Below are 21,959 nucleotides of genomic sequence, written 5' to 3'. Positions count from 1 at the left end.
TGTTCCTTTCTCAGTTGATGGGGCGGATGTCGCGGCGACAACCGATGCACAGATCAAACAGCATTTCCTGACAACAAATCCGCCATCAGACTAAAGGGAGGATCATTGGATATCCCTGACGATGCGAAAGCCGATATGGTTGGAACCGATATGCCCCTCGGCCGGTTGTCGGGCCGCCGGGCGATACCGCAGGCAGAAATTTGGCGCGCACAACCATGAACCACCTTTAACAACGGTCATCGGGCCGGTTGCACTGCTGGCAAAACGTACGGCAAGCTTCATCGGCGGGCCGCTTGGGTCCGTCTGGGCAGTGTTTGGATGGCCCGGCACCCACCAGTCATTGACATGTTCCCAGACATTCCCGGCCATGTCGTAAAGACCATATCCATTTGCCGTAAATTGCCCGACGGGTGCAGTTCCATGATAACCGTCATCGGCCAGATCGTCCGTCGGGAACTGGCCTTGCCAACTATTGGCTTTCCAGCCTTGGGCGGGGTCATATGTGTCGCCCCAGACATAGGCCTTGCGCGACAAGCCACCGCGCGCTGCGAATTCCCATTCGGCTTCGGTCGCAAGCCTGCCACCGGCCCATTTGGCATAGGCACGCGCATCTTCGATGGACACCTGTGTTACCGGATGATCATCCAAGCCATCGATGTTACTGTCGGGTCCGGTTGGATGTTGCCAGTTTGCCCCGGCGACATACCGCCACCAGTTTCCGATATCCCCCATATCCACAGCACCTGCGGGTTGGGCAAAAACCATCGATCCGGGTTGAAGCAGTTCCTCGGGCACACCAGGATAATCCGCCGGATCAAGCGGCTTTTCCACGGACGTCACATATCCGGTTTCTTCGACAAATTCGCGAAACTGCGCATTGGTGATTTCAGTTCGGCTGATCGCAAATGGCGAAACCGTCACCTGATGGATTTCGGTTTCTTCCCGATAAATGCGGTCTTCCCCCATCAGGAAGGTGCCACCCGACAGTTCAACAAACTCAGGCAGGTCTGTTGCACTGGCGGCCGGTGCTGCAAAAAGCCCTGCGACCGCCAAAGACAGGATCGGGAGATTGCCCGGACAAATGTATCTCCCGAAGACCGTCAGTCCCTTCATCCTATTGGCGTCCCTTGGCAAGGAAATCCTGCACCATGTTCGACATGTCAAACGATGCCCCGCCCTGCACAGGCGGATATTCACCAAGTGTTTGAAGATGCTGGGTCATCAGCACACTGACAGGCTGCATCAACCACGAAACCTTCTGGGCAAGGTGGCCATAGGAATCAATGCTGCTGTAGCTTTCGAACGGATCCATCCGCAGATTGAAGATCATCGGGAAGTTCCGCGGCGTCATGTTGTCGTAGTAATCTTCCTTAAGCGCGAAGTGCAGTTTCCAGGGTCCGACGCGCACAGCCGTCAGCTGGCTTTCGAAATAATAGAAGATGTGATCGCGTGCCGACTGGTCGGTTTCACCCTGCCAGTACGGCAGGTTGTTCACCCCATCGATATACTGGTTTTTTTCTTCCATCACACGTTCGGCAGGATCATCAATCCCCGCGGCAACGGCAAGGGATGTGAACATGTCCTGATGGCCCTGAATACCGTTCAGTATTTTGTCTTCGGGAAGTTTACCCGGCCAGCGGATCATGGACGGCACCCGCACACCACCTTCATAGGTGGTCATTTTCTCGCCGCGGAACGGGGTCGTCGCACCATGCGGCCAGGATGCATGCTCAGGCCCATTATCGGTCGAATACCAGACGATGGTGTTTTCCGCCAAACCCTGCGCATCAAGCCAATCAAGCACACCCCCGATATCATGGTCATGCTGCAACATGCCGCTGCCGTGATAATCGGCCTCGGATGTGTATTCCTCGGCGGCGTAACGCCACTGGTCATTCAGGCGGGTGTAAAGGTGCATGCGGCTGGTATTCAGCCAGACAAAGAATGGCTCGTTGGCATCCTTGGCAGCCGTCATGAAATTGATCGCGGCCGGGATGATTTCCGCCCCGTCAAAATCTTTCATCCGTTCCTGGGTGAGTGGACCGGTGTCCTGAATGATCTGTTTGCCAACCCGGCCAAAGCGCGGATCGACCGTACCGTTGTCCTCTTCGGTGGCAAAGCTGTGCAACACCCCGCGGGTGCCAAAGCGCGCGTCATATTCCTCAAGCGATCCGGCAAACTGCTCGGCAAAGCGTTGATAGTCGCGCTGCTCGGCTTCTTCCTGCGTGTTGAGGTGATAAAGATTGCCAAAGAACTCGTCAAAGCCGTGAACGGTCGGCAGATGTTCGTTGCGGTCGCCCAGATGGTTCTTGCCAAACTGTCCGGTGCGATAGCCCTCTTCTTTCAGAAGCTCCGCCAGTGTCGGGCTTTCTTTTTGCAGGCCAAGGACCGCGCCCGGTTGGCCAACCGTCGTCATGCCCGACCGGATCGGATATTGCCCGGTAATAAAGGCCGCACGCCCGGCCGTGCAGCTCGGTTGTGCATAGTGGTCGGTAAACCGAATGCCTTCATTGGCGATCCGGTCAATATTGGGGGTCGTGTACCCCATGGTGCCCAGCCCATAGGAAGACAGGTTTTGCCACCCGATGTCATCGCCCCAGATCACAAGGATATTGGGCCTTTCCACGTCCTGCGCAGATGCTGGAGACCAGATGAAATTCAGGGAAACCGCCGCCACCGCCGCTACCAGAAACGTCTTCATTATCTGCTCCTATCCTTCGCGCTTTCACAAGCAATGTCGGCAAGAGAATTTCCGGGGGATCCAATGAAGGCACATCGCACGAAACCCGGGTTGCGCGTAAACCTGTGAGGCTTGCTTTGAGGTACTGATAGTACCCCATAAAAACTTTGGGTTGAATAACTTGTTTGTGAAATAGGACACACATGCGCATCGCCATAAGGAACCGGCCCCTGCGATGCAGGGGCCGGTAAGGTCGCACGCAAGCATATGCTTGCCGGGGTCGGGGGGGAACTGTGTGCGACCTTGTTCTTGTGTCCTTGGCGCGCCTGTTCAATAACCTTTAATGCGCGGCATCCATGCCTGGCTCAGCACGGGGCGGCTTGGCAAGAGGCAGCAAAAGGAAGGCAATCAGAAAGGCCGCCGCCATCGCAAGATAGACATCGTTGAACGATATGATTGAGGCTTCACGGTTGACGATATTGACGATGAATTTCATTGCTGCGGCATGCGGATCGGCAAGGCCCATCTCGCCAAACCGTGCGGTAAGTGTGGCAAGATAATCCTTGAACGCCATGCTGGCCGGGTTGATGTGATCGGACAGGATCGAGAAATGATAATCGATCCGCTTATCAAGCAGCGTATTGATCGCCGCCATGCCAATCGCCCCGCCAAGGTTCCGCATTAGATTATAAAGCCCACTGGCATTTTTGATCTTTTCGGGTGGCAAGGTGCCCAGTGCCAGATTGGTCACCGGCAACATGCAAAACATCAGTGCGGCACCACGCACGACCTGCGGCCAGATCAGCTCGTTAAACGAAACCTCGCTGGTGTTAAAGCCATGCATGGCAAGACCCGTGGCAAACAACGCAAGCCCGATGCCCAGCACCACGCGCGGCGGATATTTCGCCGTCATCTTCCCGGCAATCGGGGCTGACAGGAACTGGGTGATACCGGTCACCGCCATGACAATCCCGATTTCAAGACTGTCATAACCGCGCACGCGTCCCAGCATCAGCGGCATCAGATAAACACTGCCATAAAGCCCGACACCAAGGGTAAAGCTGAACACGCAGCCCATGGTGAAATTGCGATCGGCAAAGGATTTCAGATCCACAATCGGCTTGTCATAGGTAAACATCCGCCAGAAGAAATAGATCCCGGCAAGTGCGCATGTGATGGTGCCATAGATGATCGCAGTTTCATCAAACCAGTCATCCTTGGGCCCTTCATCAAGGACATATTCAAGGCTGCCCAAAAACACCGCCATCGACAAAAGCCCGCGCAGATCAAATCCCTTAAGCAGGCCGATATCCCCGCGATCCACGCGCAAGGTCATGGCGACAACGGCGGCAATCACAAGACCCGGAATAACGTTGATCAAAAACAGCCAGTGCCAAGACAGTGACTGGGTCAAGAACCCGCCAAGGGTCGGGCCGATGGTTGGTGCCATGGTCGCAATCAACCCGGTCATCACCGAGGCGGCATTGCGTTTGTCAGGCGGGAAAATGATATAGGTCGTGGCAAACACGGTCGGGATCATCGCCCCGCCCAAAAACCCCTGCATGGCGCGAAACCAGATCATGCTTTCAATCGACCAGGCAAAGGCAGACGCCACCGACATCACGGTAAAGCCAATTGCAGAAATCACGAAAAGCCAGCGCGTTGACATCAGGCGCGACAGGAACCCCGACAGCGGGATCATCACCACTTCGGCAATCAGATAACTGGTCTGGACCCAGCCGATCTCGTCGGGGCTTGCCGACAATCCCGCCTGAATGTTTTCAAGCGAACTTGCGACAATCTGAATATCAAGGATCGCCAGAAACATGCCGACAACCATCGCCACCCAGCCGACAAACTGGGCGGTTTCCATCGGGCGCGTTTCGGATTGCGGCGCTGTTGTCGGGCTGACGGCTGCCATCAGTTAAGCTCCGAAAGTTCCGCCGTCGGGACGATCCCTTGCGCAAGACCAACACCGGCGATTTCTTCTTCGCCACTGGCATTGCGGGTATCAACATTGACCACCACCGACAGCCCCGGTCGCAGTGCATTGGCCCATTTGCTGTCATCAAGTTCGATGCGAACCGGGATACGCTGGGTAATTTTGGTGAAGTTGCCGGTGGCATTTTCCGGGGGCAGCAGACTGAATTGCGCACCGGTTGCCGGGGCAAAACTTGCAATATGGCCAACAATCTCGGCATCCGGGAAGGCATCAACTTCAACCGCAACCTTCTGCCCCGGTGCCATGTGGCTGATCTGGGTTTCCTTGAAATTGGCCACGATATAGGTACCCGGCAGAGGCACCAGCACCAAAAGCTGTTCACCCGGCTGGACCAATGCACCGGTCTGAACCGACCGATTGCCAACCACGCCATCAAACGGCGCAAAAATCCTGGTATCATCAATCGCCTGTTGCGCCAGATCACGTGCGGCTTCGGCCTGTTTTACAGCCCGCTCCGCCTCGATCTTCTGGGCACGCAAAACACCAAGACGACCCTTTTCGACGGCCAATGTCGCGTTGGCAGCCGCCACCTCCGCCTGCGCGGTTTGACGATCGGCCTTAGCGTAATCGAATTTCTGGCGGCTGGCCGCACCCTTTTTGACCAGATCGTCATAGCGCTTGAAATCATCGCTGGTGCGTTCCAACTCGACCCGCGCGATATCAACGTTGGCCGCGGCCTGATTGATTGCGGCTTCCTGAAGGGTAATCTGTTGTTCCATGGTGCCGACAGCCGAGCGGCGTGCTTCAAGGGCCGCCTCGGCCTTGGCCAGTTCAAGGCGGAAATCCTCATCCCGGATGGTCAGCAAAAGGTCGCCTTTGCGCACCGGCTGGTTTTCGGCCACCCGCAAATCGCCAACATAGCCTGACACCTTGGGCGATACTGCAACTTCGTCAGCCTGAAGATACGCGTTGTCGGTACTTTCATGGTACTGACCTTCGGTCACCCAATAGAACCCGTAATATCCACCGCCACCAATAATCGCCGCTGCGATCAGGGGCAGAATGATCTTTTTCACACTCATTGCCTGATTTTTCCTTTTGGTATTGATCAGTACCATTTGTCTATTTATGGTACTACTCAGTACCAAACGTCAAGTCCGGAATCGGAATCCCCTGTGCAAGACACCAAGAAGATTGATCCCAGAACCGTAAAACGCCGCGAAGCTATCATCGCAACGGCGCGGGAATTGTTTTGCGAACATGGACTTGCAGGCACGACGCTTGAAATGATCACGGCCGAGGCCGGCGGATCACGCCGAACGATCTATGAGCTGTTCGGGAATAAGGATGGCGTGTTCGAAGCCGTCATTCGCGATTGCACCGGGCGAATCACATCCGTCATGAGCGACCTTGAAATGTCGGACTTGCCGCTCCGCGCGGCCCTGATCCATTACGGCGAAACGCTGATGACGCTTCTGACCATGCCCGACACCATCCGGTATATGCGCCTGTTTCTGGCCGAAGTGCCCCGCTTCCCGAAACTGGGAAAGGTCTTTTATGAAAGCGGACTGATGACGGGGCGTCGATACATTGCGTCTTATTTCGAACGTCAGATGGACGAGGGCAACTTTCCCAAAGGCAACCCGTGGCAAGCTGCGGTGTTCTTTTCCAGCCTGATCAAGGCGGACTACGATATCCGGCAAATGTCCTATATCGATTGGGAACCGCAGGAAAAAGATCTGCGCAGCCATGTGATTGCAGCGGTCGATATGTTCCTGCGTGGCCACGGGCTAGATCCGGAAAAAATGACTTCCTGAGTTAGCCGTTGAGGCCCGCAATCCATGCTGCGACTTGGCGAATAACATCCCCTGCCCCGTTTGGCACACCCAGGCAAAGCCTGTTACGCAAACAGCGTCAACAGCCGCCAGGCAATCGGTCCCAGCATGGTCAGAACGCCAACCCACATCATCGCAACACCCCAGTTGCGATCACGATTGGTAAAGCCGAAACCAAGCAGGCAAAAGCCGACAACGCAGATGATCAGGACAATGATGTTTTCACTTGCCAAGTTCATGACAGTTCCCCTTTGATGGCGCCCCGGAAATCGGAGTCTCCCCCATCCACCGGCAATACGGTCACAATATCGGCTAACGGATCAACTGGTCATTGATCAGGATCAGAAAAATCAACTCTGCGAGGCCGATAGACAGTTTTTTCGAACTTGTCGTCAAATTCGCCTAAACGATCAGGATTATTGATCTTTTTGGCAACAAAAATCGCCAATTCACCTGATCGAAATGCCCGGATTTCCGGGTTTTGCAGCCCTCATCACATTGTTGTATTCCAGCCCTCTTTGATTTTCTGGTGGCTTCCTGTATGTTGCGGGCTCCCGACGCGGCCAGGGCGCTCCCTCGCGCGCCGGAAGACAGAGATTTAACCATCTTGAATGGCAGCCGCGCTGCATGTCGGCCGCGGCCAGCAAGGGAGTATTCTATGAGCAAGATTAAAGTTAAGAATCCAGTCGTCGAGCTTGATGGCGATGAGATGACCCGGATCATCTGGGACTTCATCAAAAACAAACTGATCCTGCCGTATCTCGACATTGACCTGAAATACTACGATCTTTCGGTTCAGAAACGTGACGAGACCGACGACCAGATCACCATTGATGCAGCAAATGCCATCAAGGAACACCGCGTTGGTGTTAAATGCGCGACCATCACCCCCGATGAGCAGCGCGTTGAAGAATTCGGCCTGAAAAAGATGTGGAAGTCGCCGAACGGCACCATCCGTAACATCATTGGCGGTACCGTTTTCCGTCAGCCGATCATCTGCTCGAACGTTCCGCGTCTGGTTCCGGGTTGGACCCAGCCGATCGTTATCGGCCGTCACGCATTTGGTGACCAGTACCGTGCGACCGACTTCAAGGTTCCGGGCGCAGGTAAACTGACCATCAAATTCCAGCCGGCAGACGGCGGCGAGCCCATTGAACACGAAGTCTTCGACTTCCCGTCTTCGGGCGTTGCCATGTCGATGTACAACCTTGATGACAGCATCAAGGGCTTTGCACGTGCTTGCATGAACTATGGTCTGTCGCTCGGTTGGCCGGTTTACCTGTCGACCAAGAACACCATCATGAAAGCCTATGACGGCCGCTTCAAGGACCTGTTCGAAGAAGTCTTCCAGGAAGAATTCAAAGACAAGTTCGAAGCAGCTGGCATCACCTACGAACACCGCCTGATCGACGACATGGTTGCATGTGCGATGAAATGGAACGGTGGTTTCGTTTGGGCTTGTAAGAACTATGACGGCGACGTTCAGTCCGACACCGTTGCACAGGGCTTTGGCTCGCTCGGTCTGATGACCTCTGTTCTGATGACCCCGGATGGGCAGACCGTCGAAGCAGAAGCCGCCCACGGCACCGTGACCCGTCACTATCGTCAGCACCAGCAGGGCAAAGAAACCTCGACCAACCCGATTGCGTCGATCTTTGCTTGGTCCCAGGGTCTTAAGTACCGTGGTGAATTCGACGATACCCCGGAAGTCGTCAAGTTTGCTGAAACCCTTGAGAAAGTCTGCGTCGACACTGTCGAAGCCGGCTTCATGACCAAGGATCTGGCACTGCTGATCGGCCCGAACCAGAAATGGCTGACCACCAACCAGTTCCTCGACAAACTGGACGAAGGTCTGAAAGCTGCAATGGCCTGATCCATCTGATCAAGCGGCAGTTTGCCAATCAGGAAAACCCCTGTCGGAAAATCGGCAGGGGTTTTCTTTTATCAATACTGAAATTCGAACAAAAAGAACCCCGCCGGCGGGGGGCCAGGCGGGGCTGCAAGTTGCTACGGCCCAGGCTCAGGCCGCGGCGGTCAAAGCAGGATCAGCTGCTTTGAACTGGGATGTCTTAAGCAGCAGTGTCACCAGTATCGGCGGTGTCACCACTATCTGCTCCGTCACCGGTGTCACCACCCGTGTCACCTGTATCTCCGGCGTCACCTGTCTCACCTGTGGTGTCACCCGTATCTCCAGTATCTCCAGTGTCACCGGTGTCACCTGTGTCGCCTGTATCACCCGTATCCCCGGTATCACCGGTATCCGGCTCGCCATCATCTGGCGTATCACTGTCATCACCTGCGCCAGGCCCGGTCAGCTCTTTCCAGCCCTTGGTAATAATGTCGCGTTCGACATCCGGATCGACATCCGGACCGGTCGGCGCGCCAAACACCCGCTGGATCCCCGGCGGCAAAGCCCCAGCAAGCCCCGGTGCATTTGCAATACCCGGCGGCATGCCTTTTTCACCAGTGACACCTTCTCTTGCAGAGGATGCACCACGTCCAACGCCCCCGGCCTGCATACCCAGACCCTTGGCATTGGAACGCGCAGCTGCACCTTTGCCTTGTGCTTCGGCACCATTACCTTTGCCGCCGCCATTGCCACCACCGGCGTTACCACTGTTCCCCGGGCCGTCCGGGCCGCTGCGGCCATTTCCGCCGCCATTGCCGCCACCGTTACCGCCGCCAGGGCCATCATTTCCGTTACCGCCACCGGGGCCGCCATTGCCACCACCGTTGCCGCCGCCATTACCGCCGCCGTTGCCATTACCGCCGCCGTTGCCGCCGCCATTACCTTGACCTTGCGCAAAGGCACTTTTGCCTGCGACGTCAAACTGTGAAAGGTCAAGCGAGAGGGGGGTCACCACCAACGCAAAGGCGCCAAACCCGAGAATGCCCGCTGTCGTAATCCTGCTGCGCAGACTTTTCTTCTTATTGGTCAACATTGTCAGCTCCACTTCCTTGCAGTGAATTTCGCGTTCATTTGGGAGGACAACGCACGGGGTTCGAATTTTCTTCCCGGCTGTCGAAATTATTTTTCACAATATTTTTTTCGCGGCCGAGGGAAGAAACACGAAGGCCCCGTCGTTATATGTTCAACAAGACTGAAAAATTGCGCCTGCGATCATGAATGGGACGTCTAGTTTGGACACTGCTTTAAGACAAGAGCTTGCAGATCTTCTGCCGCGCGCATTGCGGTTTGCGCGATCGCTGACGCGCGATGCTGTCGCGGCAGAGGATTTGGTGCAAACGGCATATGCAAAGGCGGTTGAACGGATCGAACAGTTCGAGCAAGGCACACGGCTTGATAGCTGGCTTTACCGCATCATCCAGACAAGCTGGATTGACGAAAAGCGCCGCGATCAACGCCAGGGAAATGTGGTTTCGTTTGAAGATGCACGTGACAGTGCCGTTCCAGGCATAAATCACGGTGGCACCGACAGAATGTTTTTGCAGGCAGCACTTGCGTCCCTTGCCGAGGAACAGCGCGCCGCCCTGACACTGGTCCTGATCGAAGGATACAGCTATCGCGAAGCCGGCGACATTCTGGGCGTTCCTGACGGCACGGTCATGAGCCGCGTCGCCAGAGCCAGAAGAACACTTGCAACCCTGCATGATGATGACGGCGAGACAAGAGACCAAGACAGCATTTACAGAGGTTCGTCATGAGCAAACAACTTGAAGACCGCGACTACGTTTTGCTGTCCGCCTATATTGATGGCGAACTGGCCCCGACAGAATGTCGCGAGCTGGAAGACAGAATTGCCAAATGCCCGGCCATGACCCGCCAGTTCAATATCATGGCGGGACAAACGGTCGTTCTGCGCAATCAGTCTGAACGCCTTCTGGCAGATCGGGTTTATCCCCAGCTGTCTCAGGACATCGAAGATATCCTTGATCAGAAAAAGACACCGGCAAAACACTTCGTTAGCAAAAGCGACGTCGATGCGCGCCCGCGCACCGTTGCAAACAACAATACGCCGATCTGGACCGGTATTGGTGCGGCGGCCGCGGTCCTGCTGGCGTTTGTTGGCGGCAACTGGTTTAACGAAAACACCCGTGATGCGGCTGTTGGCACCCTGGTATCTAACGATGCACAAATGTTTTCCTATTCGCCCGTCAACAACCCTTTGCTTGATGAACAAATCAGCAAGACGCTGGAAGAAACGCTGAGCGGCGATATTCGCCAGGTCTCGCTGGGGGCAACGGAAAACAGTGGCGGCACCATCAAGATCGAACCGCTCAGAACCTTCCGTCAGGGGACGCGTTTCTGCCGGGAATATCACGTCACGTTCCCGACAGACCGCGTTGAAAGTGGCCCCGACGGGTTCTTTGGTCGGGCTTGCCGCACAGAGGATGGCCAGTGGGAAACAGTTTACCGACTGATCCCGGGCGTCGACCTGCCAGACCTTGGCAGCTCTGACGACACACTGCCCAAACAAAAGCTTTGAGTAAATCGACAGCGATGAGGGGCTCCTCGTCGCTGTCGGTGTTTTTTCAACCGTAACAACCAAGCAATAAGAACCAGGACGTTAACGACCTGACAAAATGAATAAGCAGGATCAGAACAATGAATTTGCCGAACTACCAGCGCCCGTTTTTGGCGCTTTCTTGCGTTTTAAGCCTTTCATTGCTCGGAGCGTGCCAAACGCTTGAAAGTTTCGAAGATTCATTAAACAGCCTCAATGACGGTCTGGGCGAATATGCCGAAAAGACCGAGAATACCGGCCCGGCCCTTCCGCCCGCATCCTTGCCTGAATTTGGCATTGGCGATGCCTTTGTCTATGACGGTGGACGCGCCATTTATGTCGCCGATATCAAGGGGGATCGGATCGTCTGGAATGGTGGCGGTGACTATCTTTTCGAAATGACCCGCGATTTCACCGGCCCGATCCTTGACTGGTCCTACACCGATGAAGAGGATCAGAAACGATCCGGTTCTACGACGCTCAAGGCTGGCTCGGAAGATATCTGGCCGTTGGAATATGGCGACCACGTTCGTATTTCAACCCGGTCATCCAATACCGATCCCGTCACCGGGAAAGTAAACGAATATGACCAGTGGCTGACCTGCACGGTACCCGCAACTGAAACGGTCGAGGTGCCCGCAGATACGTTTGACACCTATGTTATCGAGTGTTCACGCTATTACAAACAGTGGTGGATGCAGACGACCAAATGGTGGTACGCGCCGGAGATCGGCTTTTATGTCAAACGTGACCGTTCATGGAATTCCGGCGAAGATCACAGCGAAGAACTGGTGACATATGGCCCTGCCCCGGCAAAAATTGCAAAATCCGCACAGGACCTTTTGGCAAAAACAGTTCAGCAGTCGCTTGAAACCAATAATTCCGGCGATGCGAAGACAGCATCCATCGGTGCGCTTGATATCGCGGTGACCCCGCTCAAAACCGTGCAGACGGACAAAGGCATCTGGTGCAGGACCTATCGCCAGGAACTCACCGCACGCAACCGCACCAGCAGCCAAATCAAATCAGCCTGTCGCACGAATGATGGCTGGGTACTTGAAGATGATGTACCGGATCTGGCCACGCAATGACCTGAACAGGCTGGCTGGATAAAAGTCAAAACTGCGAACCCGGAATTCCCCCGCCCATATTTTGGCGGGGGATTTTTTTACTTGCTGATTTTTTTCCCGAACGATCGCCAAGGCCCACTGCCCCCGATATCTCAATCAGCAATAGATTATCCTACGACGAGCGCGTATCATCTGTTTGTCTTCATTTGCCGGGAACAGACGCCCACAGGGCTCCATGATCCGCCGAATGGACAATTTTCCGGGTATGCACGTCGGGGGGACGGCAATGACCTATCTGCAAAATCACACGATACTATCTTCGGGCGACCTTGATGAGGTCCGGGAGTCGATCAAAAACCTTGCGTCACGACACGATCTGGATGTCAAAGGGCACAACGCAGAGTTTAACGCCCGCGTCGCCGCCGTGGAGTGTGATGACATCAGTCTGATGCATGTCGCATTCGGAAATTCAAGACTGACGGTCGAATCCTCCGAAGAGGATGACGATGGCCTGCTGTTATATATTGTCACGTCTGGTGCGGGTGTTGCGCAGCATTGCGGGCAAGAACTGGAATTCTTCCCCAATGCCGGGTTCATGCGCGATTTGGCCGCACCGGTCAGCGCCACAGAAGATAACTTTAGCGCCTTTGTCCTTCGTTTATCGAAAGACAAACTCAAAAACTACACACGTTCGGTGGTTGGCGAAGATGTTGAATTAAATGGATTGCGGTTCGACCCTGTGATTGATCCCACCACACCAGGCTGGAACGTTTTCTGCAATACAGTCCACTATGTCGCCGAGGCGCTCGACGGGCCTTTGCGTGAATTGCATAACCCGATCGTCACGACCCAGATGAAAGACATCCTGGTCGCACAATGTCTGAGCCTGTTGCCCAACAGTTATCAGGACATTGTGAATGGCCGCACCGTCACCGAAGTTGTGCCCTATTACATTAAACGTGCACGTGATTACATTCACGCCCATGCCTACAAGAAACTGGGACTTGCCGATATTTCGGCTGCGGCCGGATGCGGCTATCGCGGGCTGCAAAAAGGTTTCATGGACGCCTTTGGCATCACGCCGATGGCTTATTTACGTGTTGTGCGTTTGAAACGCGTCCGGGCCATTTTGATGGCGGAACCATACGGAAAAACGGTCTCTGAAATCGCAAGGCAATGGGGCTTCACCCATATGGGCCGATTTGCGCAGGACTATCATCGGGAATTCGGCGAACTTCCATCTGAGACAATCCGCAAACACGGCTGATATTCGCCTCCGGTATCCGAAAAGCGCCCTCAGTATCCAGTAAGCGCAGCAAACGTACCACACCATCCAATTACATGTATCCTTATCGTCGTCGCTGCTCAATTCTCCGTGCGGGGAATGGGCCGTCATGCCTTTGTTTTCAGACATGATGGAGAGTGGGGGAACACTCTGATAACAGGACAGTCCTGAAATTGGTCAGGACTGTCCACCCAACGACAATCAAAGCGTTGGCCTTGCTCTAAAGAGACTTGGTGTGTCGCTGATTGATCGGCTGCAAGGCAAGCGGTTACGATTTTTATACTTCTTCTCATCCCCAACGCAGTCCACGCGGCACACCTCGTGGGATGTGCGCAGTGAACCTGCCTGCTGAATGGCAGGTGGGCGGAAAATTTACATAACAAGCGTTGTTTGGTTGAGGAAAGATCGATGGGAAGCCGTATTAAGTCTGGCTACATACTCTGGCGGGCGTTGATCGTCCTGATTGCAGGGTTCATCAGTATTCTGGCAAGCACTTCAGAGGTAAAGGCGCAGCAGACGCAAGCTGCCTTCACAGAAGGTGGCCATGCCATTTGTGGCGCAATGGATTTGCGCACAAACACCCTTTTGGGGGCTTGCGGCTTTGCATCGGCAACCAAAACAGGCAAGGCGGTTGGTGAATGCCCACGGGGGTCCTTCTTCGACATCGGCACCTGGTCCTGTTTCTCATGTCCAAGCGGTTACAACCGAACCGGTTTTGCGGTGGACACGCAAAAGGCATGTTCAAAGCAGATTTCAGCAGAATATAAACGCGCAACCCGCGTCGGCGCACACAAATCCTGCCCTTCTGGCTCGTTCAAAGATCTTCGTAATGGCGGTGAATGTTGGTCATGCCCAGCCGGATTTGACCGCACCTTGTCAGCCGTGAATGAATGGGATGCTTGCGGTAAAATCTTTGAATCGGCACGTCGGGCAGAATTCATTGATCGGGTTTGCCCAGAAGGTTCGTTCCCGGATCTGAATGGCAGTTGTTATACCTGTCCTGACGGATATCGCCGTACGGCGGCTGCGGTCAGCGCGCACAATGCCTGTTTCCGCAATGAAAGCCTGGTGGCTGCAGAAAAAATAACTGCGCTGACCTGTAAAGCTGGCGAATATTTCGACTTCATCGACGGCGGGACATGCTGGTCATGCCCGGTGAATTCGGTCCGGTCGGTTTATGGCGTTAAGACCAGTCAGGCTTGTGAATACCTTACCATGCGTTGGGAACCCGCAAGACGTACACCCAATGGGTTGTTCGGTCTGCCTGGCGCCCATGAGATCGTTGCCGAGGTAATTAAGGACCGTACGCTTATCGATGAAAGCATCAGCAATTACATCGCAGCTGCCGGACTCAATAAAGCCAAAGCAGACGAGCTAAAAACCGAAGCTTGGAACCTGATCCTGACGGAACCCGAGGAATCGGCGATCCTGAAGGCGGCCGTTTATATGCATGTTTTCAACGTGATCAAAAGAGGGGCAAAGACCAAAGCTGAACGCGATTTATTGAATTATTTGGCTGTATACGTTCAGCAGTCCCGGCTTTTGGTCGCGAAAGAAATGCAAGGCGTCTGGCAAAGCTGGGAACGCGGCTTGAAGGTAGCGCGTCCGGGCAGGTCAACCGGCTTGAATCCCAATGATATTGGTGTTCGTCCGCCACAAATGGAAGACCAGGTAGGCGATATCATGTTGCTTGCGCCGGGCGCTGCGGTTGTCGTCGCATATGTAGGGCTTGGGAGCGCAACGCTTGTATCAACGTCCGTCGCCAAAGCGGTGGGAACGGTTGGCCAAGCAATTTTTCCCCACTTGGTGCAGGGGATGAAAGAAACAATGAGAATAACGGTAACGACGACTAGTATTGGCACCACCTCTATGGCCTTTATGGCGCCGACAATGATTATTTTGTCCGCAAGCTCGATTGTAGCCAGCATCGGAACCGATATCGCTCTGGATCAGATCAAACAAGAGTCCATCATCACTGACGCCCTCGCGAACTCAAAAAAGCCCGTAAACTTATCCCGCCTTCTACTGACTGATAACGGGCGGACCGAGGTGTTGATGAACTGGGGGCTCATGACCCAGGAGACCATCAAGCCGAACACACAGACCTGGGCACAATTGATGCCGGCTGAGAAGGCAACGGGTGCCGGCGATCACAGCGTGACGTTGGACAACGGCAATGTTGTTGTCGGCAACTTCGAAATCGATACTGTCATTGATGGCGGCCAAAATAACACTAGAAATGACACGATCACGTTAAGCCAGATTGAATCGACCGGTACAGTCGGCGCTGCTGGTCGTGCAACGAATTGGGACTTGATCCCGGGAGACGCCACCGATGTTGCGATCGGCACGGATGGAACCACCTATGTCATCGGTGTAAGCAAAGCTGGCGGTGGCTATGAAATCTTCAAGCGCGCCAAGACAGCAAAAAGATGGATCAAAATGGCCGGTGCGGCAGTCCGTATCGCTGTTTCAGATAAAGACGCATGGGTCGTCAATGATGCGGGCCTGATATTTGCCCAATCAGGAACAAAATGGCGGCAAATCCCCGGCCCGGCGGCACAAGATATTGGCGCCAGTGCCAACGGGGTTTGGATTACCGCCGTTGACAACACCATCCATGTCCGGAATGGGAACCGCTGGCAAAAACTTCCGGGAACGGCAAAACGTATCGACATTGATCAGAATGGTCGACCGTGGGTCGTAAACAAAAATGGCGATATCTTTGTCCATGACAACAACAAGAAGTGGCAAAAGCTTCCGGGCGCGGCCGTTGATATCGCGGTCGATATCCCGGGTGCGGCGTTGATCATTGGCACGGACGGCAAAACCTACCTGTTTAATGGCGCCAAGCAAGACTGGGATCCGATTGCAGACGAGCCGGACTCTAGTGCGATTGGTGCTGGCGATGGTCAGGTATGGCGGCTGACCAAAAACAATAAAATCTATCAAATGCAGTAGCCCGTCACGGGTTGGGGCTCATCGGGGCCCCAACCCGCCCGCACGCCGAATTTATGCACCTAGCGTGCACAAGGAACATCAGGAATAGGTATTTGATGCGGTTGTTTATGACGTCTCTTCGCAGCACGGTTGCGGTTTATGCCTTGGTAACTTTGGCAGGGTGCCAAACACTGTCTTTGAACAACACACCAACCAAAACGGACAATCAGTTTGTTGTTAATTCCGGGGTCGAGGCGGATGCTGTTTCGGAACTGGTGAACGCAAGTAATCTGGCCCTCGAAGCCCAGGAAATGGATGAAGCATCACGCTTGATCAATCTGGCCTTGAAGCTTGATGTTACCAATCCGGATTTGCAGTTTCTCAATGGCTTGACCTACCACCTGATGGGGGTGCAGGGCGACGCCAGCAAGTTTGATCTGGCAGAGCAAGGCTACAAACAGGCGCTTAAATTCGATCCGGGCAACCTGTCGGCCAGTTACCAGTTGGGCCTTTTGTATATGGACCAACGGCGCTATGGCCTTGCGCAGGCCTATTTTGCCGCGGTCGCCCTTCATCGCGGCGACGACCCGGCGGTACTGTATAGTCTGGCTTCGGCGTCATACTACGCGCGTGATCCCCTAACGGCGGAAGCCGCGTTAAAACGTTTGATGGATGTGGCACCCGAGGCCAAACAACAGCCCGAAGTGCTCAAAGCTGCGGCATTGTCTTTGACAGCAATGGATGACCGTACAGGCGCGTCGGCATTTTTGGCAGCCTATCGCAAGGCGGTTCTGGGACCGGAAAACATCGAATATCTCGAACGCCGCGTTCAAGGGTGGCAGTCATTTTATGACAGTGACGCCAAGGTCATGCTGGCGCAGTATGGAAATGATCCCTATGGCAGCAGTGATCCTTATGGCTCGGCAAATCCATACGGCGCCCAAGATCCTTACGGTTCCAGCAATCCTTACGGCGCAGCAGCAGCCCCGGATCCCTATGCCGCTCAGCAGCAGGATCCATATGGTGCGGCAAACCCTGCACAACAGGGCTTTGCAGATACCGGCATGGTGGTCGTGGATGTGGTCCTGATCGGCACACAGGAAGATGTCCGTAATTCGCGCGGCATCAACCTGTTGAACGGGTTGCAGTTGCAGTTTGGCGACCCGCTCAGCGGAACGTCCGGATTTGGCTATGAATCAACACGGACCAAGGATTATCTGAACACCGGGCTGGAACAAAGTACGCAAACAATTACCCGGGCCATCAGTATTCCTGCCGTGACGTATTCGCTCAATATTGCCAACTCCGCCGATGCCGACAATCAGGTCCTGGCCAAGCCAAGCTTGGTGGCCCAGACCGGGCAAACGTCGGAATTCTTCTCGGGCACGGAAATTTTGGCTGCGGCCGTTTCCGGCGGCAATGGTGACAGCGTTTCGGTGCAAAAAGAGGTTGGTGTCAAACTGGCTGTCACGCCGGAAATACTGCCCGATGACATGATCCGCTTGCACGTGGTCGCGGAACGTACCTTCCTGACCGACCCGTCCAATTCGGTTGTGTTTGAATTCCGTCTCGATACCACCAAAACCAATGTTAATTCGACCGTCACCATGAAGTTTGGCGAGACGCTTGTTTTGGGTGGCCTCAGTGAGCGTGAAACATCCAAATCAGCCGATGGCGTACCGGGCTTGATGGATATACCGATTGTCAATTTGTTGTTCTCACAGCGCATTGAACGCCAGTTCGAACGATCTGTATTGATCCTGATGACGCCACGCCGTCCGCTTTATGCCCGTCGGGCTCAGGAAGACCGTGACACCATGATCGAAGAAATGTCGGATCTTGAACGGGACATTGAACGTCTGGAAAACCGTCACAAGGATTGGTTTACGCCGCGCGCAACCTTCAGCGAAGTCATTGAAAAGCTTCAGGGGCGCGAATTCTTCGAAGAGTTCAGGAATGGAGATGTGAAAATTCAGTCTTGGCAGAACGACGAAAATGGCCAGCAACATATCGCGATGGTGCGTGACCGGTTGCTTGGTCTATAGCTTTTTGTATTCGGAGACTGCGATGCGAAGTCGTCCAATGAGACCGCTCATCATGCGGTTCTGTCTGGTTTTGTACTGTGTTGCCTTTACGACAGTTCATCCGATCACCGGCGCACATGCGCAAGACAGCGCCCCATCATCAAACTGGACCCGTTTGCCCGGCACGGCTGTTGACATCTCGATCAACAGTGACGGGCAGGCCTATGCCGTTGCCCCGAATGGCACGCCGTGGCGCTGGGATGCGATAGAACAACGTTGGCGCAAAATGTCGGGCAATTTTGTGCGCATTTCCGCAGCCGAGGGAAATCGCCCCTGGGCAATCAGCGCCGACGGCGTGGTTTATCGCTATAACGGGTTGTGGTGGGAAAACAAGGACACCGACGTTGCCGATGTTGCCGCCGATACGCAGGGCAATGTCTTTATTACCAAAGTCAGTGGTGAAATCAAAAAATGGTACCCCTTGCGCAGTGAATGGCGGCCGATCGACGGCAGTGCGTATCGCATTGCACTCGACAGGACGGGAAATCCATGGGCGGTGGCGCGCGATGGCGGCATTCGGTCCTATGACGGAAAGACCTGGACCACCATGCCGGGTCGCGCCCTCGACATTGCCATTGCCGGTAACGATACGGTTGTAATTGTCGATGCCGAAGGTCAGATCAGGGCATGGAATGCAACACAACGCAGTTGGCGTATTGTCGCCGGTATCAGTGGTGCGACAGCCACCGCCGTCACACCCGATGGTGGACCGTGGGCGGTTGTCGCCGGTGGTGCCATCATGGCAACGACATTGCTGGTTGCACCGGAAAAAATCAAAACCGAAGAAGGCCGGGCACCGGAAATTCGCGCGCCCGATGCTGTCGCCCCTGTTGATAGTGCGCCCGCGGCAATTGCCCCGGATGTCACAGCCCCGCCCCTGCCACCAGCAGCAGCTGTTGCACCACCCGCGGCACAAGCAGCACCGTCAACGGCACCAGTCGCGGTGGCAACTGGCGCAACCGCGTCACCTGTTACACCAAGTACAGATGCTGGTGCGCAAGGCACCAGCCGAACCGTGGCCCCGTCAACCGGGGAAGATGCCGGTCTTGATCCGACGACGGTAACAACGACCGAGGACATTACCTTTACCAACACCCGCGAGAACGCCACGGCTTTGGCAATCGGTCGGGATGGAAGTGTGTTTGCTTTGAACGCGGCCGGAAGTGTTTTCCGCTGGTCCAACCGTCGCAAACGGCTTGAAGATTTTCCGGGAACACTGGTGCGTTTGGCCGTTGATGCAAATGGCGACCCGTGGGGCATTTCCACCTTGGGCCGGGTATTCCGTCATACCGGAAAACTGTGGAAGCAAATACCGGGTGCAACCGGTTCAGACATTGCGATTGGCGGGAATGGATCGGTTGTCATTGCCGATGCCAGCGGAAGCCTATCCAAACTTAATGACGCCATGACGCGGTTTGATCGCATTCCCGGTCAGGGCATCTTGGTTGCAGTCGACCCGGACGGAACCCCATGGACAATTCGGTCTGACAACCTTGTCCAGCAGTGCGAACAATCACCGTGCGAGGTTTTATCGCAAAAGGCCAAGAGCATCTCGATCGGTCCGGATGGCAGCGTTTATGTTGTTTCCGCCAATCAATTCCTGATGCGGTTGGCTGCGGATGGCAAAACCTTTGAAGTCGTTCAAACACCGGGTCACACCCCGGAAAGCGTCGCGGTCGGCCCCAATGGCTATCCCTGGGTTGTTACAACTGACACTGTTGTGCTTGCATCAAAGTTCTTTGAGCGTGACGAACAGAATGATCGCCTTGTTGCGGCCTCAACCGTCGGGGATACCACCGGCAGTGGCGATACCGCGGCTGTTGTGGATGTTACATCCCCGAGTGCCTTTACGTTTTCAAAAAACATAACTTTTGAAACATTCACCGCGGACCTCAATACGATTGATGAAATTGCCGTCGGACAGGATGATGGTTTCTACCTGTATGGCACGCCCTCAGATCAGGGAGCAAACCAGTTCCAGAAGTTCAACACCAAGACCAAGAAGCTCGAACAAGTCTCTCTGTCCTTTAACCAGAATGTCGAGAAGTTTGATGTTGCGACTGATGGCAGCATCTGGACAAACGGAAACAGTTCGAACTCGATCTATAAGCTGTCATCAACGGGCACGATCCAGCGGACCTATTCGGTAACGTCGGGCAACATTCAAAATATATCGATTGGTCCGGATGGCACGGTTTATGTCGTCATCAGCGGCAAGCTTTATCACCTTAAACCCGGAACCAATGCCTTTGCCAAATTCAGCAATGACGACGTGCGCAAGGCGGCTGTTGGCCGTGCAGGTGATTTGTGGATCGCGGACAACAATAACATTGTTCAGCAGTACACCGGCACAAGGTTTGAAAACCGCCCGTTGGGTCAAAGTGTAACCGTCGAAGACATAGGTGCGGGGACGGATGGTAGTGTCTATGTCACCGTATTCGAAAACAGTGCATACGCTTTGAAAAAATGGAATGCGACAAACGGTTCGTTTGACAAGGTTAACAACGTAACTGCGAACATGGTGGATGTGTTGTCAGATGGCCGTCCCTGGATCACGAATACCAGTTCCGGTACCGACGTTAAACGCGCCAAGGATTAGGTTTCATTCGCTTCGCATTCATCACGAAGTGAAATGAAAAACGCCCTGACCATTCATGTGGTTCAGGGCGTTTTGCCAGATCGCATTTTGTCAGGTCTCTGGGGTCAGGACGCAGCCTTGCGGACAAAATTGCCACGCTGGTAATCGTCAAACGCCTGCATCAGTTCCTGCTTGCTGCTCATGACAAACGGGCCATAGCGCACGACCTCTTCATGGATCGGACGTGCAGCAATCACCAGCATCCGGCCACCCTCGGCACCGCCTTTGAGCGTAACACCATCACCGTCTTTCAAGATCGCCAGATGATGGGTCGGGACATCTTTGCCGCCAACAACCGCATCGCCGATAAAGACATACACCACCGCGGTATGGCCTTCGGGCAGCGGGACGGTGATTTCCGCACCGGCATCAAGTTTGGCATCAACAAAGACCGGGTCGGTCGAAATACCGTTGATCGGGCCGGTTGCGCCATGCATCGATCCGGCCAGAAGGCGCAGCTGCGCCCCATCCACCGGGGAGATTTCCGGCAGTTCATCGGGCTCCATATTCTGGTAGCGCGGATCAATCATTTTGTCCTTGGCCGGCAGATTGATCCAAAGCTGAAAGCCCTGTAAAAGGCCGTTTTCCTGTTCTGGCGTTTCGGAATGCACAATCCCGCTACCGGCGGTCATCCACTGTCCACCGCCCGAACGCAAAATGCCCTCGTTGCCCATGCTATCTTGATGGCGCATCGCCCCTTCGACCATATAGGTCACGGTTTCAAAGCCGCGATGGGGATGTTCCGGGAAGCCTGCGATATATTCGTCCGGGTTGTCGGTCGAAAGTGAATCAAGCATCAGGAACGGGTCAAGCATATCAAGCTGTGGCGTCCCAATCGACCGTCGCAGCGACACGCCCGCACCATCAGATGTATCCATCGCGCGCAAGACACGTTCAACACCGCGTGCGTTTTTCACAGACTCAGACATCTCAAAACTCCTCTGCCTGTCGGCATTCTTGCCAGACAAAATTTCATACCCCGCATGGTCGCACAAAACTGTCGCCAAACAAGGCCCAAT

16 protein-coding genes are annotated in these 21,959 nt (G+C 54.6%); 9 read left to right on the top strand and 7 right to left on the bottom strand.

Features of this window, described 5'->3' with window-relative positions; genetic code table 11:
* Positions 1 to 102: 102 nt before the first annotated feature.
* From IT893_RS04215 to IT893_RS04200, 4 genes are all read right to left on the bottom strand, one after another.
* Positions 103 to 1,113 carry a formylglycine-generating enzyme family protein gene (locus IT893_RS04215; protein WP_197146926.1) on the bottom strand — a complete coding sequence of 337 codons (1,011 nt, stop codon included), beginning with the start codon at positions 1,111 to 1,113 and terminating at the stop codon, positions 103 to 105.
* 1 nt (position 1,114) lies between these two features.
* Entirely contained in the window at positions 1,115 to 2,701 is a 1,587-nt protein-coding gene (locus IT893_RS04210; protein ID WP_197146925.1) for an arylsulfatase, read from the bottom strand.
* Between the two features lie 319 nt (positions 2,702 to 3,020).
* Entirely contained in the window at positions 3,021 to 4,601 is a 1,581-nt protein-coding gene (locus IT893_RS04205) for a DHA2 family efflux MFS transporter permease subunit (protein WP_197146924.1), read from the bottom strand.
* A complete protein-coding gene (locus tag IT893_RS04200) occupies positions 4,601 to 5,704 on the bottom strand; it encodes an HlyD family secretion protein (RefSeq protein WP_197146923.1) in 1,104 nt (367 codons plus the stop codon). Before IT893_RS04200 ends, IT893_RS04205 begins: the two co-directional genes overlap by 1 nt.
* A gap of 93 nt (positions 5,705 to 5,797) precedes the next feature.
* Between IT893_RS04200 and IT893_RS04195 the strand changes: the two genes are divergently transcribed.
* Positions 5,798 to 6,439, top strand: coding sequence for a TetR/AcrR family transcriptional regulator (locus IT893_RS04195; protein ID WP_197146922.1), 642 nt, complete (start codon positions 5,798 to 5,800; stop codon positions 6,437 to 6,439).
* 83 nt (positions 6,440 to 6,522) lie between these two features.
* Here the strand turns inward: IT893_RS04195 and IT893_RS04190 are convergent, their stop codons facing one another.
* Positions 6,523 to 6,696, bottom strand: a complete 174-nt coding sequence (locus tag IT893_RS04190) for a hypothetical protein (protein ID WP_167351223.1) — start codon at positions 6,694 to 6,696, stop codon at positions 6,523 to 6,525.
* A 419-nt stretch (positions 6,697 to 7,115) separates the two neighbouring features.
* Between IT893_RS04190 and IT893_RS04185 the strand changes: the two genes are divergently transcribed.
* A complete protein-coding gene (locus IT893_RS04185; protein ID WP_063087614.1) occupies positions 7,116 to 8,330 on the top strand; it encodes an NADP-dependent isocitrate dehydrogenase in 1,215 nt (404 codons plus the stop codon).
* A gap of 196 nt (positions 8,331 to 8,526) precedes the next feature.
* On the opposite strand, the gene IT893_RS04180 is transcribed toward IT893_RS04185, so the two are convergent.
* Positions 8,527 to 9,399 carry a hypothetical protein gene (locus IT893_RS04180; protein WP_197146921.1) on the bottom strand — a complete coding sequence of 291 codons (873 nt, stop codon included), beginning with the start codon at positions 9,397 to 9,399 and terminating at the stop codon, positions 8,527 to 8,529.
* A gap of 181 nt (positions 9,400 to 9,580) precedes the next feature.
* On the opposite strand from IT893_RS04180, the gene IT893_RS04175 reads away from it, so the two are divergent.
* The 7 genes from IT893_RS04175 (at position 9,581) to IT893_RS04145 (ending at position 20,901) form a co-directional block, all read left to right on the top strand.
* Entirely contained in the window at positions 9,581 to 10,123 is a 543-nt protein-coding gene (locus IT893_RS04175; RefSeq protein ID WP_197146920.1) for a sigma-70 family RNA polymerase sigma factor, read from the top strand.
* The gene (locus IT893_RS04170; protein WP_197146919.1) at positions 10,120 to 10,905 is read left to right on the top strand and encodes a zf-HC2 domain-containing protein; all 786 of its coding nucleotides are present in this window, start codon (positions 10,120 to 10,122) and stop codon (positions 10,903 to 10,905) included. The genes IT893_RS04175 and IT893_RS04170 overlap by 4 nt, the downstream gene beginning before the upstream one ends.
* 119 nt (positions 10,906 to 11,024) lie before the next feature.
* Positions 11,025 to 12,014, top strand: coding sequence for a hypothetical protein (locus IT893_RS04165; protein ID WP_197146918.1), 990 nt, complete (start codon positions 11,025 to 11,027; stop codon positions 12,012 to 12,014).
* Between the two features lie 265 nt (positions 12,015 to 12,279).
* Positions 12,280 to 13,260, top strand: coding sequence for a helix-turn-helix transcriptional regulator (locus IT893_RS04160; protein WP_197146917.1), 981 nt, complete (start codon positions 12,280 to 12,282; stop codon positions 13,258 to 13,260).
* A gap of 426 nt (positions 13,261 to 13,686) precedes the next feature.
* The gene (locus IT893_RS04155) at positions 13,687 to 16,239 is read left to right on the top strand and encodes a tectonin domain-containing protein (RefSeq protein ID WP_197146916.1); all 2,553 of its coding nucleotides are present in this window, start codon (positions 13,687 to 13,689) and stop codon (positions 16,237 to 16,239) included.
* A gap of 95 nt (positions 16,240 to 16,334) precedes the next feature.
* Positions 16,335 to 18,263 carry a hypothetical protein gene (locus tag IT893_RS04150; protein WP_197146915.1) on the top strand — a complete coding sequence of 643 codons (1,929 nt, stop codon included), beginning with the start codon at positions 16,335 to 16,337 and terminating at the stop codon, positions 18,261 to 18,263.
* Positions 18,264 to 18,300: 37 nt separating this feature from the next.
* The gene (locus IT893_RS04145) at positions 18,301 to 20,901 is read left to right on the top strand and encodes a hypothetical protein (RefSeq protein ID WP_197146914.1); all 2,601 of its coding nucleotides are present in this window, start codon (positions 18,301 to 18,303) and stop codon (positions 20,899 to 20,901) included.
* A 104-nt stretch (positions 20,902 to 21,005) separates the two neighbouring features.
* Here IT893_RS04145 and IT893_RS04140 read toward each other — a convergent pair whose 3' ends face one another.
* Positions 21,006 to 21,869, bottom strand: a complete 864-nt coding sequence (locus IT893_RS04140; RefSeq protein WP_197146913.1) for a pirin family protein — start codon at positions 21,867 to 21,869, stop codon at positions 21,006 to 21,008.
* Positions 21,870 to 21,959: the final 90 nt, after the last annotated feature.

The organism is Thalassospira sp. A40-3, assembly GCF_015871485.1.
GTDB classification, from domain to species: domain Bacteria; phylum Pseudomonadota; class Alphaproteobacteria; order Rhodospirillales; family Thalassospiraceae; genus Thalassospira; species Thalassospira tepidiphila.
The sequence above is the reverse complement of the archived record's forward strand: the minus strand, read 5'-3'. Positions and strand labels throughout refer to the sequence as shown.

What these genes read in the sequence shown, in the direction of transcription:
- IT893_RS04170 (WP_197146919.1), top strand. Translation starts at nt 10,120, where the DNA reads ATGAGCAAACAACTTGAAGACCGCGACTACGTTTTGCTGTCCGCCTAT.
- IT893_RS04205 (WP_197146924.1), bottom strand. Translation starts at nt 4,601, where the DNA reads ATGGCAGCCGTCAGCCCGACAACAGCGCCGCAATCCGAAACGCGCCCG.
- IT893_RS04155 (WP_197146916.1), top strand. Translation starts at nt 13,687, where the DNA reads ATGGGAAGCCGTATTAAGTCTGGCTACATACTCTGGCGGGCGTTGATC.
- IT893_RS04140 (WP_197146913.1), bottom strand. Translation starts at nt 21,869, where the DNA reads ATGTCTGAGTCTGTGAAAAACGCACGCGGTGTTGAACGTGTCTTGCGC.
- IT893_RS04185 (WP_063087614.1), top strand. Translation starts at nt 7,116, where the DNA reads ATGAGCAAGATTAAAGTTAAGAATCCAGTCGTCGAGCTTGATGGCGAT.
- IT893_RS04150 (WP_197146915.1), top strand. Translation starts at nt 16,335, where the DNA reads ATGCGGTTGTTTATGACGTCTCTTCGCAGCACGGTTGCGGTTTATGCC.
- IT893_RS04210 (WP_197146925.1), bottom strand. Translation starts at nt 2,701, where the DNA reads ATGAAGACGTTTCTGGTAGCGGCGGTGGCGGCGGTTTCCCTGAATTTC.
- IT893_RS04145 (WP_197146914.1), top strand. Translation starts at nt 18,301, where the DNA reads ATGAGACCGCTCATCATGCGGTTCTGTCTGGTTTTGTACTGTGTTGCC.
- IT893_RS04200 (WP_197146923.1), bottom strand. Translation starts at nt 5,704, where the DNA reads ATGAGTGTGAAAAAGATCATTCTGCCCCTGATCGCAGCGGCGATTATT.
- IT893_RS04180 (WP_197146921.1), bottom strand. Translation starts at nt 9,399, where the DNA reads ATGTTGACCAATAAGAAGAAAAGTCTGCGCAGCAGGATTACGACAGCG.
- IT893_RS04160 (WP_197146917.1), top strand. Translation starts at nt 12,280, where the DNA reads ATGACCTATCTGCAAAATCACACGATACTATCTTCGGGCGACCTTGAT.
- IT893_RS04175 (WP_197146920.1), top strand. Translation starts at nt 9,581, where the DNA reads ATGAATGGGACGTCTAGTTTGGACACTGCTTTAAGACAAGAGCTTGCA.
- IT893_RS04165 (WP_197146918.1), top strand. Translation starts at nt 11,025, where the DNA reads ATGAATTTGCCGAACTACCAGCGCCCGTTTTTGGCGCTTTCTTGCGTT.
- IT893_RS04190 (WP_167351223.1), bottom strand. Translation starts at nt 6,696, where the DNA reads ATGAACTTGGCAAGTGAAAACATCATTGTCCTGATCATCTGCGTTGTC.
- IT893_RS04215 (WP_197146926.1), bottom strand. Translation starts at nt 1,113, where the DNA reads ATGAAGGGACTGACGGTCTTCGGGAGATACATTTGTCCGGGCAATCTC.